This is a genomic window from Thioalkalicoccus limnaeus, assembly GCF_041197575.1.
Classification (GTDB): domain Bacteria; phylum Pseudomonadota; class Gammaproteobacteria; order Chromatiales; family Chromatiaceae; genus Thioalkalicoccus; species Thioalkalicoccus limnaeus.
In genome coordinates, this window is sequence record NZ_JBDKXB010000011.1 from 93,794 (window position 1) to 105,944 (window position 12,151).

Annotated in this window: 13 protein-coding genes; 8 read left to right on the forward strand and 5 right to left on the reverse strand. The window is 65.6% G+C overall.

The window, feature by feature from the left end:
* Position 1 precedes the first annotated feature (1 nt).
* Together mpl and ABC977_RS10230 are read left to right on the forward strand one after the other, a co-directional pair.
* Positions 2 to 1,387 (forward strand): UDP-N-acetylmuramate:L-alanyl-gamma-D-glutamyl-meso-diaminopimelate ligase, encoded by a 1,386-nt coding sequence (gene mpl, locus ABC977_RS10225; protein WP_369667157.1) that lies wholly within the window; start codon positions 2 to 4, stop codon positions 1,385 to 1,387.
* A complete protein-coding gene (locus ABC977_RS10230) occupies positions 1,384 to 2,037 on the forward strand; it encodes a flavin prenyltransferase UbiX (protein ID WP_369667158.1) in 654 nt (217 codons plus the stop codon). Before mpl ends, ABC977_RS10230 begins: the two co-directional genes overlap by 4 nt.
* A gap of 76 nt (positions 2,038 to 2,113) precedes the next feature.
* Here the strand turns inward: ABC977_RS10230 and ABC977_RS10235 are convergent, their stop codons facing one another.
* The 4 genes from ABC977_RS10235 to thiD form a co-directional block, all read right to left on the reverse strand.
* Positions 2,114 to 4,105, reverse strand: a complete 1,992-nt coding sequence (locus ABC977_RS10235; protein ID WP_369667159.1) for a bifunctional DedA family/phosphatase PAP2 family protein — start codon at positions 4,103 to 4,105, stop codon at positions 2,114 to 2,116.
* Between the two features lie 118 nt (positions 4,106 to 4,223).
* Positions 4,224 to 5,510 carry a glutamate-1-semialdehyde 2,1-aminomutase gene (hemL, locus tag ABC977_RS10240; protein WP_369667160.1) on the reverse strand — a complete coding sequence of 429 codons (1,287 nt, stop codon included), beginning with the start codon at positions 5,508 to 5,510 and terminating at the stop codon, positions 4,224 to 4,226.
* On the reverse strand, positions 5,507 to 6,142 hold the full coding sequence (gene thiE, locus ABC977_RS10245) for a thiamine phosphate synthase (RefSeq protein ID WP_369667161.1): 636 nt from the start codon (positions 6,140 to 6,142) through the stop codon (positions 5,507 to 5,509). The genes hemL and thiE overlap by 4 nt, the downstream gene beginning before the upstream one ends.
* Positions 6,139 to 6,966, reverse strand: coding sequence for a bifunctional hydroxymethylpyrimidine kinase/phosphomethylpyrimidine kinase (gene thiD, locus ABC977_RS10250; RefSeq protein ID WP_369667162.1), 828 nt, complete (start codon positions 6,964 to 6,966; stop codon positions 6,139 to 6,141). The genes thiE and thiD overlap by 4 nt, the downstream gene beginning before the upstream one ends.
* 209 nt (positions 6,967 to 7,175) lie before the next feature.
* Here thiD and ABC977_RS10255 point away from each other — a divergent pair, with 209 nt between their 5' ends.
* The 5 genes from ABC977_RS10255 (at position 7,176) to erpA (ending at position 10,296) form a co-directional block, all read left to right on the forward strand.
* Positions 7,176 to 7,340, forward strand: a complete 165-nt coding sequence (locus tag ABC977_RS10255) for a rubredoxin (RefSeq protein WP_369667163.1) — start codon at positions 7,176 to 7,178, stop codon at positions 7,338 to 7,340.
* A 151-nt stretch (positions 7,341 to 7,491) separates the two neighbouring features.
* Positions 7,492 to 7,875 carry a HesB/IscA family protein gene (locus tag ABC977_RS10260; protein ID WP_369667164.1) on the forward strand — a complete coding sequence of 128 codons (384 nt, stop codon included), beginning with the start codon at positions 7,492 to 7,494 and terminating at the stop codon, positions 7,873 to 7,875.
* A 39-nt stretch (positions 7,876 to 7,914) separates the two neighbouring features.
* Complete coding sequence (gene argC / locus ABC977_RS10265; protein ID WP_369667165.1) at positions 7,915 to 8,943, forward strand: N-acetyl-gamma-glutamyl-phosphate reductase; 1,029 nt, start codon at positions 7,915 to 7,917, stop codon at positions 8,941 to 8,943.
* Positions 8,944 to 9,008: 65 nt separating this feature from the next.
* Complete coding sequence (locus tag ABC977_RS10270) at positions 9,009 to 9,650, forward strand: DUF6776 family protein (RefSeq protein ID WP_369667166.1); 642 nt, start codon at positions 9,009 to 9,011, stop codon at positions 9,648 to 9,650.
* Positions 9,651 to 9,942: 292 nt separating this feature from the next.
* Positions 9,943 to 10,296 (forward strand): iron-sulfur cluster insertion protein ErpA, encoded by a 354-nt coding sequence (gene erpA, locus ABC977_RS10275; RefSeq protein ID WP_369667167.1) that lies wholly within the window; start codon positions 9,943 to 9,945, stop codon positions 10,294 to 10,296.
* A 102-nt stretch (positions 10,297 to 10,398) separates the two neighbouring features.
* Here the strand turns inward: erpA and ABC977_RS10280 are convergent, their stop codons facing one another.
* Complete coding sequence (locus ABC977_RS10280) at positions 10,399 to 10,776, reverse strand: hypothetical protein (protein ID WP_369667168.1); 378 nt, start codon at positions 10,774 to 10,776, stop codon at positions 10,399 to 10,401.
* A gap of 3 nt (positions 10,777 to 10,779) precedes the next feature.
* On the opposite strand from ABC977_RS10280, the gene tyrS reads away from it, so the two are divergent.
* On the forward strand, positions 10,780 to 11,991 hold the full coding sequence (gene tyrS / locus ABC977_RS10285) for a tyrosine--tRNA ligase (protein WP_369667169.1): 1,212 nt from the start codon (positions 10,780 to 10,782) through the stop codon (positions 11,989 to 11,991).
* The last annotated feature ends 160 nt before the right edge of the window (positions 11,992 to 12,151 follow it).

Below are 12,151 nucleotides of genomic sequence, written 5' to 3' on the forward strand. Positions count from 1 at the left end.
TATGCATCTGCATATCTTGGGTGCGTGCGGCACCTTCATGGGTGGCGTCGCGCTGTTGGCTCGAGCGCTGGGCCACCGCGTCACGGGTTCCGACGCGCACGTCTACCCACCGATGAGCAGCCAGCTCGAGGCAGCGGGTATCGGCCTGTTCGATGGCTACGAGGCCGATCACCTCGAGCCCGCGCCGGATCTGGTCGTCGTGGGTAACGCGATGAAGCGCGGGATCCCCGTCGTCGAGGCAATGCTGGACAGAGGTTTGCCCTATGTCTCGGGCCCCCAGTGGTTGCGCGAGCACCTGCTCGGCGGGCGCTGGGTGCTCGCGGTCGCCGGGACACACGGCAAGACGACGACGGCGAGCATGCTGGCCTGGGTGCTGGAGGCGGCGGGCCTGGATCCCGGTTTCCTGATCGGCGGCGTGCCGATCGATTTCGGCCAGTCTGCGCGTCTCGGGTCGAGCCCCTTTTTCGTCGTCGAGGCCGATGAATACGACACGGCCTTCTTCGACAAGCGCTCGAAATTCGTCCATTACGGGCCCCGTACGCTGATCCTGAACAATCTGGAGTTCGATCACGCGGACATCTTTGACGACCTGGCGATGATCCAGCGCCAATTCCACCACTTGGTGCGCACTGTTCCGGGCCGCGGCCTGATCATCCATCCATCCAGCGACGCGGCGCTCGCCGAGGTTCTGGCGATGGGCTGCTGGACCCCATGCGAGACCTTCGGCGACGGTGGCGACTGGTCCGCGCGCCTGTCGGTGCCCGACGGCTCGTGCTTCCGGGTCCATTGGCGCGACCGCGAGCTGGGCGAGGTCCAGTGGGACCAGACGGGCCGCCACAATGTGCGAAACGCGCTGGCCGTCCTGGCGGCGGCGCATCATGCTGGCGTGTCGCCGGAGGTCGGGATCGAGGCCTTGAGTCGTTTCCGTGGGGTCAGACGACGGATGGAGCGGCGTGGCGAGGTCGCCGGCGTGACCCTCTATGACGACTTCGCCCATCACCCGACGGCGATTGCGCTGACCCTCGATGGGCTGCGACGGCGGGTCGGCCCGCAGCGCATCGTTGCGATCCTCGAGCCGCGGTCGAACACGATGCGGCTTGGCGTGCACAATCGCGACCTCGGCGCGGCTCTCGCTGCGGCCGACCGAGTTCACCTGTACGCACCGGCCGATCTGGGATGGGATGGCGCGGCCGTGCTTGCCGGGCTCGACGACCGGTTGTCGGTCGCGGACCAGGTCGAGACCATCATTGCGCGGGTCGTCGCCGAGCGGCGTGACGGCGATCAGGTGCTGATCATGAGCAACGGTGGTTTTCAGGGCATCCACGAGCGGCTGCTGGCCGCGCTGCGGGACAGCGCGTCTGCTCTGGACGCCACGCGGCCGTCATGACCGCTGCGACGGGTGCCTCGGCGAAGACCATCGCGCTGGCCTGGACCGGTGCGTCCGGTGCCCAATACGGGTTGCGGCTGTTGGAATGCCTGTTGCGCGCCGAGGTCCGGGTCTACCTGCTGATCTCGCAGGCGGCTCAGATCGTGCTCAGAATGGAGGCCGACCTGGCGGTGCCGGCGCGCCCGGCGGAGGCCGAGGCCTTCCTGAGTGCGCGGTTCGGCGCGCGACCGGGCCAGCTCCAAGTATTCGGGCGCCAGCAGTGGACGGCACCGGTTGCGAGCGGCACCAATCCACCGGATGCGATGGTCATTTGCCCCTGCACCACGGGCACCCTGGCGAGTCTCGCGGCCGGGCTGAGCGAGGACCTGATCGACCGCGCGGCCGATGTGGTCCTGAAGGAAGGTCGGCGGCTGATCCTGGTGGTCCGCGAGACCCCGTTCACGAGCATCCATCTCGAGAACATGCTGCGGTTGGCGCGCGCCGGCGCCGTCATCATGCCGGCCAATCCTGGCTTCTACCTCCAGCCGACCACGGTGGCCGAGATCGTCGACTTCATCGTGGCGCGTATCCTCGACCATTTGGCGATCCCCCATGACCTGATCGGCCGTTGGGGTGATCGGTCGATGGAGACCGAAGACCACAGGGAGTGAGCGACGGCTCCGGCCAGCTCGCGGCCCCGGCCGATCGTTTCTGGTCCGATGACTCGTCGAGACGGCGGGATTCAGTTTACTCGGGTTCCAGGAGCCAGATCGGCGGTGAGGTCCGATCGAGGTCGGCCGGTTTGCGGCGGAGACCCTCGAGGTCGGCGTTGAGGCGATGCCAAGCGGCAGTCGCGTCCTCGTCGGTCGTCGGCAAGGCGAAGAGCCCGAGCAGCACCTCCTTGTGCTGGCTCGTGACGTGGCCGATCCATACGGGTCCGATCTCGTCGATCACGTACTGACTCGACCAGAGTCGCAGCACGAAACGCCGTTCGGCCGTTTCCAGGTCATGGACCAGCACCAAGGCCTCGTGCTGTCCATCATGGACATGAGGGATCACCGGCAGGTCGGTCAGTGGCAGGGTCGGCGACAGCAAACGGAGCGCGTTACGCCACTGCAGCAATTCGGCCGGGCGCCAGCCGACCTCGGTCAGCCTGTCGGTCAGGGCTGCCGGTGGGCCGGCATACTGGAGGTTCAGCGGTTGTCGGTGACGTTGCCACAGGTCGAGGCGCTGGCGCGGAAGCTCGTAGCGATGTTGCTGATACCAGGCGGTCTCGGTGACGGTAATGGGGATCGGCGCCGGGGCCAGACGTGCCAAATCGTCGCTGTGGCTGGTCAGGGTGCGGACGGTGACGGCGGCGGCGAGCGTGGCGCAGGCGATCGAGGCTAGCCCGGGCCAACGTCGGTCGAAGCGGCTATGGCGCCGGAACGCCAGTCCCAGGATGGCGACCCAGGCGAGGCCCAGCGCAACACTGCCGATCAGGTCGCTCAACCATTCGGCGCCGAAGTAAAGCCGGCTCGTCACGATCGCGGTGACCAGCGAGGTGGCCGTGACGTAAGGGATCCACCGCCAGGTCGGCGGGATGCCGCGGGCCAACGCCACCGCGAGGAAGCCATAAACGACGGTTGCGCCGAGCACCGGGACGCTCGGAAACGACCAGGGTCCGAGATCCCCCAGGCCGATATCGGGCCGCGCTACCCGGAGGAGGTGGCCCAGGATCGGAGCGGCAGCCAGCGCGAATCCGGCGGCGGCGAGCCAATACCGGGCATGGCGTCGATGGCGGCGGTGGCGAAGATAGAGATAGACGGCGACGACCAGAGTCAGCATCACGACCGGATCGCCAAGGCGGCCCAATACCGCCATCAGGTCATTCGCGGGCGGCGTGTGGAGGCTGAGCCCAAGGTCCAGAACCGTCTGGTTCAGGGTCAGTTCGGCAGGCCCGACGAAGGTGACCCCAGCCATAGCGCCGACCAACAGCGTCGCGATGATCAACAGGCCGGCGAGTGCGGCGAGGATGGCGGCGTCGGGATGTTGGGGGTCCGCGAGGGCCAACGCGACCTTGCCCATGTTCGGATGGAGATTGCCCCAGCGCAGCAGGCGACTGACCAGGGCCCCGGCTCGTGGACTCAGGAACAAGAACAGGCGGCGGGAAAACCATGCCGAGAACGATAGCAGGGCGACCAACAGCAGGGCCAGAATGACCAGTCGGCCGGCGGCCTCGGCCGCGAGTTTCAATGAGGCGCCGAACAGGATCCCTGGCAGCAGATAGGCCGGCGCCCAAGCCATTGCCGATAGCACGTTGGCGGTCAAGAAATGGCCCGCCCGCATGGCCATCATGCCGGCGATCAAGGGCACGATCGCCCGGACAGGTCCGACGAAGCGTCCGAGCACGATGCTCCATACGCCGAAGCGGGCGAAGAACCGCTCGCCGTGCTCGAGGCTGCCGGGGTATCTGGAGAAAGGCCAGAGCCCCCGGATACGGGTCTTGAAACGCCGGCCGATCCAGAAGCTCAGGGTGTCGCCCAGGATGGCGCCGATCGTGGCGACGAGCCAGGCCAGCCACAGATCGAGGACGCCGGCGGCGATCAAGGCGCCAGCGGCGAGCAGGATCAGCACGCCGGGGATCAGCATTCCGACGACCGCGAGCGATTCGGTCAACGCGGCCAGAAACAGGATGAGGTAGGCCCAGGCCGCGTGGGCGGCGACCCAGTCGAGAAGCGGCTGAAAAGGGGTGTCCATCGTCAGGTCGCGATCGCCAGAGGCGATCAGCGTTCTGGGAGCGGCCGTGTGCAGGCGTCGAAGAGGTGATGCCCGGCGCCGCGATATCGCGGCGCGTAGTGGTGGATGGGCAGGGTGGTCAGGCGGCGATCTCGGCGAAGGTCTCGGCGGCGGCGTCCAGGGTGGCATCGATCTCGGCCTGTCCATGAGCCGACGAGACGAAGCCGGCCTCGAACGCCGACGGCGCCAAATAGACACCGCGCCGCAGCATCCCGTGGAAGAAGGCCCGGAAACGATCCTGATCGCAGGCCGTGGCCTCCTCGTAACTGGTCACCTGCGCCGCATCCGTGAAAAAGAAGCCGAACATGCCGCCGACCTGGTTCGTCGTCAGCGGGATGCCAGCAGCGCCGGCGCGCTCGACGAGGCCGGCGGCCAGGCGTTCGGTGCGCGCGCCGAGGACCTCGTAGAAATCCGGCACAGAGACGAGCTCGAGGGTCTTGAGACCGGCCGCCATCGCCACCGGGTTGCCGGACAGGGTGCCCGCCTGGTAGACGGGGCCGAGCGGCGAGAGACGTTCCATGATCTCCCGGCGGCCGCCGAACGCGCCGACGGGCATCCCGCCACCGATGACCTTGCCGAGCGTGGTCAGGTCGGGCCGAATCCCGTAATAGGCCTGGGCGCCACCTCGGGCGACACGAAAACCGGTCATGACCTCGTCGAAGATCAAGACCGCCCCGTGCTGGTCGCAAAGCTCGCGCAGGCCTTCCAGGAACCCTGGCACCGGGGGGATGCAGTTCATGTTGCCGGCGACCGGCTCGACGATGATCGCGGCGATCTGGTCGCCGCTTGCGGCGAAGGCGTCACGGACCTGGTCGAGGTCGTTGTAGCGCAACGTGATCGTCAGTTCGGCCAAGGCCGCCGGGACACCGGGCGAGCTGGGCTCGCCGAAAGTCAAGGCGCCGGAACCGGCCTTGACCAGCAGCGAATCGACGTGTCCGTGGTAGCAACCCTCGAACTTGACGACCTTGTCGCGCCCGGTGAAGCCACGCGCCAACCGCAGTGCGCTCATCGTGGCCTCGGTCCCGGAGCTGACCATGCGCACCAGGTCCATGCTCGGGACCAGTTCGCAGACCTTGTCGGCCATCCAGGTCTCCTGCTCGGTCGGGGCGCCGAAGCTCAGGCCCTTTTGGATTCGTTCCGCGACCGCGGCGATGACCTCGGGGTGAGCGTGACCGAGGATCATCGGACCCCAGGAACCGACGTAATCGATATAGCGTGTGCCGTCGGCATCGAACACGTGGGGGCCGGCGGCGCGCTCGAAGAAGACGGGGTCGCCGCCGACGCCGCGGAAGGCGCGCACCGGGGAGTTGACGCCCCCAGGGATGTGGCGCTGGGCAGCGACGAACAGGTCATGGGCTCGGGTCATCGGGAATCCTCCGTCGGAAACAGTCGGGTGTAGGCGCGGGCGGCGGCCTCGCAGTCGGGGGCGTCGAAGACGCCGGATACGACGGCGAGCATGTCGGCCCCGGCCGCGATCAGCGGCCCGCCATTGTCTGGAGTAATGCCGCCGATCGCAACCAGCGGGCGGCCTAGCGTCTTGCGGGCGCCGCGCAGCAGCGCCGGATCGGCACGCAGCGCGTTCGGCTTGGTCGTCGATCGGAAGAAGCTGCCAAAGGCGAGGTAATCGGCGCCGGCCGTGGCGGCATCCAGCGCCCGCGCAAGATCGGCGTAACAGGAGACTCCGATCAGGGCATCGGGGCCGAGCCGGGCGCGCGCCAGGCGCGGATCCGGATCGTCGCGGCCGAGGTGGACGCCGTCGGCGCCGATCCTGGCCGCGAGGCCAAGATCGTCATTGACGATCAGCGGCACGCCGCGTGCGCGGCAGAGGCCCAGCAGCGCTTCGGCCTTCGCGATGCGGGTCGCGGGGTCGGCGTCCTTGTCCCGGTACTGCACCAGGCGGGCGCCGCCGCGAATCGCGCGCTCCACGATGGCCGCCAGATCGGCAGGCGCCATCGGTGTACCGGGGGTGACCAGATAGAGGCCGAACAGCCGGCTCATATGGCCTCGGCGCGCGGTGGATCGAGCGCGAAGAGTCGATTCGGGGTCAGTTGACCACGGCCGGTTCGCCGCGCACGCGCGAGCGTCTGCCAGGTGTACGCCTGGGCCTCGGCGACCGCGTCGACCAGTTCCTGACCGGCGGCGAGTCGGGCCGCGATCGCACTCGCCAAGGTGCAGCCGGAGCCGTGATATTCGCCGGGCAGGCGTGGCCAAGCCCAGCTTTGGCGGTGGCCGTCGCAGCCATACAGACGGTTGATCACCTCTGGTCCGTCGGCATGGGTGCCGGTGATCAGGACCCAGCGGCAGCCACTCGCCAGCAGCCGCGACGCGCACCCGTCGGGGGTCGCGGCATCGGCCAGCGTTCGTGCCTCGGGCCAGTTCGGTGTGATCAGCGTCGTGGCGCCGATCAGCTCCCGTTGCAGCGTTTCGATGAGGGCGCGGTCCGCGACGGGGTCACCGGCGCCGGTCGCGAGGACTGGGTCGAGGACGATCGGACGGTCGGCCCGTTCGCCGATCAGTCGTGCGACGGTATGAGCGAGGCTGGCCGTGCCGATCAGGCCGATTTTAATGGCCCCGACCGCACTGTCGGCCGTCAGGGTCCGCCATTGCTCCTCGAATCGGGCTGGAGCTTGCGGGTAGAGCCCGCGCAGGCCTCGTGAATCCTGGTTCGTCAGGCAGGTCACCAGGCCCAGCGCGTGGCCGCCGGCCGCACGGACCGCCTCGGCGTCGGCGAGGAGCCCGGCCCCGCCGCATGGATCGTGGCCCCCGGCACACAGCACCACCGGTGGGTGTTCGGATCCTGCGGTCGCGGTCGGTCGTGTCATGGCGATCTGATCATTGGCGCACGGCGCCGCTTGGTCGCGGCGATTGGCCGTCAGGGTCGTTGAAAACGCCAAATCGAACCCTGACGTCGGATCGTGGGTAATGGCCATGGTAACCGAAAGGCCCTTTGCAGCGGGCGAAACGCTGAAGATATCGGGTCAGGGGCCGAAGCGCGAGGTGCTGGCCTGGTTGGTTGTCCACGGAGTTGTTCATGAAAACCTATGTCTGTCTGGTGTGTGGTCTAGTCTACGACGAGGCGCAGGGATGGCCGGAGGAAGGTATCCATCCCGGCACCGCATGGGCCGATGTGCCGGCCGATTGGCTCTGTCCCGAGTGCGGTGCGGGAAAGGAAGACTTCGAGATGGTTGAGCTCTGAGGCCTCGGCTGCGACGTGCTGCGCCACGCGGTCGAGGTCGGGATCCTGTGAAAGTCGCCGGTCACGGCCAAGCGCCGTTGGTCGCGAACCGCGGATCTGCTAACATCCCGCGATCAATCGAATCCGTATTACGAAGCTGGAGGTCCATGCGATGCATGCGGTCCTATCAACCGACGACCTGACGCTGACGGCTTCGGCCGCGGCGAAGATGAATGAGCTGTTCGGCCAGATCGATGACACCGTCCAGGGGGTGCGCGTCTTCGCGACCGCCGGTGGGTGTAGTGGGATCAGTTTCGGCATGACCTTCACCGATCGCATCAACGGCGACGACGGCGTGCTCGACTGTGACGGTTTCAAGGTCGTCGTCGACGATGGCACCTTGCCGTATCTACGTGGTGTCGAGATCGACTTCGTCGATCGCGGTGATGGTCAGGCGACTTTCGTCTTCAACAACCTGCCGCAGATGGGCGGCGGCTGCGGCAGCTGCGGCTCGTCGTCGGGCGGTGGTTGTTCATCGTCGCACCAGCATCATTGATCGTTGGCGCGTCGCCGCGTTTTTGAGGATTCGGGCACTATGCTCCACGTCGGTATCGTCGGTGGAACCGGCTACACCGGGTCCGAACTGTTGCGTCTGCTGCTCGGTCATCCGGGTGTCGCGGTGTCCGCAGTTACCTCGCGCGCCGAACGAGGGATGGCCGTATGCGATCTCTTCCCGTCGCTGCGCGGTCGGCTGTCGCTGAGTTTCGTCGAGCCTACGCTGGAGGGACTTGCTGGTTGCGATCTGGTGTTCTTCGCGACACCGAACGGGACGGCCATGAAGATGGTCCCTGATCTCTTGGCCGCGGGGACCCGCGTCATCGACTTGGCCGCCGACTTTCGACTCAAGGACCCGGCCTCGTGGGAGCGCTGGTACGGGCAGCCGCACGCTTGCCCCGAGCTGCTCGACGAAGCCGTCTATGGCCTTCCGGAGTTCAACCGAGACCGGATCCGGGCGGCGCGGCTCGTCGCCAATCCTGGTTGTTACCCGACGGCGGTCACCCTGGGGCTGGTCCCGCTCCTCGAGGCTGGGGTCATCGATCCCGACTGGATCGTCGCCGATGTCAAATCCGGGGTCAGCGGGGCGGGGCGGAAGGCAGAGCTGGGACTCTTGATGGCCGAGGTCGGCGAAAGTTTCAAGGCTTACGGCACTGGGGGGCATCGGCATGCCCCCGAGATCATGCAGAATCTTGCTCTGTTCGCCGATCGCTCCGTGAATCTGACCTTCGTTCCGCACCTGGTACCGATGGTTCGCGGTATCCAGGCTACCTTGTACGCTCGGCTGACACGAGCTGATCGACAGCCCCATGCCCTCTTCGCGAGCCGCTACGCGCAGGAGCCTTTCGTCGACGTGATGCCGCGTGGTTCGCATCCTGAGACTCGCTCGGTGCGCGGTGTCAACCTGTGCCGGATCGCTGTCAACGAGCAGCCTGGTGGTGTCGTCATCGTTCAATCGGTTATCGATAACCTCGTCAAGGGCGCGGCCGGTCAAGCGCTACAGAACATGAATCTGATGTTCGGGCTCGACGAAACCGCGGGCCTGATCAGCCTGCCGTTATCCCCCTGATCCCGGTGACCGATGGTCAGCATCCGGCGCCGCGACCGCTCGGTGGCGCGTTTCTAGTCATATCTTTGTGGCTTGTCTCCCTGGCCTCGGCCTTCGTTGCCGGTGGCTGGGTCGGGCAGGCGTCGCAAACCCCGGTGGCGGGTCCGATCACGGTTCTCGAGCATGAATATGCTTCGTTGGCTCGGCGTCTCGCCGAGGTGCAAGAGGAGGCGATTCTGTGCGAGCGCGGTTGTCAGATCGATCAGGAGGCGACGCGGGTCGTCACCGAGCGGTTGAAGGCGGCGCAGGACGAGCGTCTCGCGCTGATGAAAGAGGTCACTTACCTGCGGCGCCTGATTCAGGAGGGTGGTGGTGGCGCTGTCCACCTGCACGACCTGGTGATCGCGCCGGGGTCCGACCCTCGTCTGTACCATTTTCGCTTTACCGCGACCCAGTTGATCCGGGACTTCGGTACCTCGCAGGGGACCATTGCCCTGTCGGTGCAGGGCCATCGGGATGGCGATACGGAGACCTTGGCGCACCGGGATCTCGTTGATTCCGAGGATGCTGGGCTGTTGACGATGGATTTCCGCCATTTCCAGATGTTCGAGGGCCGCCTGCGGCTCCCGGACGGGTTCGAGCCGGAGTTCCTGGTAATCGATGTGACGCCGTCGACCGATGGCCTGATCGCGACGACCGAGCGCTTTCCGTGGCCGACGCTGCCGTGATCGAGGTCGCGGCCGACGCCTCGGCGGTTTCCGTCAGATCATGCCCCCCTTGCTCGTCTCTTCGCCCGGCTACGATGCTGTGGATGTTTGTAAGGCCAACGCGAATCCTTCGCGAGCCGGGGCACGACTTGTCGAATCGCCTTCCGCCCTCAGGCATCCGCGGGACAGGCTAAGCGATCCCAGCTCTAGTGCCCGGTCCGTCACGAGCACTTGACCCAGGACTCCATGAAACCCACTATAACGTGTGAGAAGATCATTAACTTACCGTTAACCAGGTGATAGGATCTCGGTGATGAACGCTGAAACCGCAGAGCTCGATGTGCCTCTCGTCTTCACTCACGCCGCGGCGGCCAAGGTCGCCGAGCTGATGTCGGAAGAGGGTAATCCGGATCTGATGCTACGAGTCTATATCCAGGGCGGGGGCTGCTCCGGCTTCCAGTATGGGTTTACCTTCGACGAGACCCTGCAGGACGGCGATACCGAAGTGGTTACCGACGGGGTTCGGCTGCTGATCGACCCGATGAGCATGCAGTATCTGGATGGAGCCGAGATCGATTACACCGAGGGTTTGCAGGGTGCTCAATTCGTGATCCGCAATCCCAATGCCTCGACGACCTGCGGCTGCGGTTCGTCTTTCTCGGTATGACCGGCGGTGGGGATGGCGCCGATCGGCGGCACCGTCAGTCGGCTGAAGATCCCGGGTGCCGCCCGATATCGCTGCGCCACGACCGACGCGCGATGAGGTCGGTCATGAGCTAGTGTCTTCGGGTCTGGGTGGGATCGGGAGGGGTATCGTCGCCGGAGCCGTGTTCGACGTGCCGCGATCATCCGCTGCTTGTTGCCACAGGTCGAACGCAGTCAACGCGAGCAGCAGCACGACACCGATGCCCAGTAGCACCATGATCGAGCGCGTCAGACCGCTGCGTGCCGTCCCCCGGCGAGGTTGGCGCGCCAGATTCCGATGGCGGAACTTATAGTCTTGCATCATGATTCGCCGTGACGCCAGATTCTGTTTTGTCAGTAATTTCGAATGCTTGCGCATTCTAAACGAAACGATAACCGAGCGAAAGAAGGCGCGATCCATGGTTTGCTGGGGCGCGGATAGACGCTCGCTCAGGGAAGCCATGCCGTGGAGTTTATCGACGACACCCTCGCGCTGATTCGGCGCGGCACCGAAGAGATTCTGACCGAAGAGGCTCTCGCAAAGAAGCTGGCCTCTGGCCGTCCGTTGCGCATCAAGGCTGGTTTCGACCCGACCGCGCCGGATCTGCACCTTGGTCACACGGTCTTGATCAACAAGCTGAGCCAGTTCCAGGACCTGGGGCACGAGATCTTGTTTCTGATCGGTGATTTCACCGGCATGATCGGCGATCCGACCGGCAAGAACGTCACGCGCAAGCCCCTGTCTCGAGAGGAGGTGTTGGAGAATGCGCGCACCTATCAGCAGCAGATCTTCCTGATTCTCGACCCAGAGCGTACGCAAATCGTTTTCAATTCCACCTGGATGGGCGTCATGCCCGCGGCCGATCTCGTTGGCTTGGCGGCACGTCACACTGTGGCCCGGATGCTGGAGCGCGATGATTTTTCTCGGCGCTTCAAGGCGGGGCAGCCGATCGCGATTCACGAATTCCTGTATCCGTTGGTGCAAGGCTATGACTCCGTGGCTTTGCGCGCCGATGTCGAGCTCGGCGGGACCGATCAGAAGTTCAACCTGCTGGTCGGGCGACAGCTTCAGGAGTCCTTCGGCCAAGAGCCGCAGGTCGTGATCACGATGCCGTTGCTCGAGGGGCTCGACGGTGTGCAGAAGATGTCGAAGTCACTGGGCAATTACGTCGGGATCACGGATCCGCCGAACGAGATGTTCGGCAAACTCATGTCGATCTCCGATCACTTGATGTGGCGTTACTTCGAGTTGTTGAGTTTGCGCCCGATGCCCGAGGTCAAGGCGTTGCGGCGCTCGGTCGCGGAGGGGTCGAACCCGCGCGATGCGAAGTTCGAGCTTGCTCGGGAGTTGGTCGCGCGCTTCCACGACCAGGCGTCCGCGCGCCGTGCCCTGGATGACTTCATCGCTCGATTCCAGCACGGCGGCCTACCTGACGATATGCCCGAGGTGACGCTTCAGGCAGCGGATGGGGCCGGTCTCCCTCTTGCCAATCTCCTCAAGGCCGCCGGATTGGTGGCCAGCACCTCCGACGCGATGCGTCTGGTCAAGCAGGGTGCTGTGCGCATCGATGGTGAGCGGGTCGAGGATCCTCGGATTCAATGCGCGACGGGTGTCACCCGGGTATTCCAAGTTGGCAAGCGGCGTTTTGCCCGGGTCTTGGTCGAGCTTTCCCTGTAGGGAGGGGACTTTGAAAAATCGCCATCCGGGCAATTTTTCAAGACGCGAAGCGAGAATGCGATTTCCGCTTCGCTTCATTTTCCGTCGCTTAGGCGACTGAAAATGGTGGGGCATCCTTGCCCCGCGCGGGCACCTTGAATTTTTCAAGGCGCCCCTTACG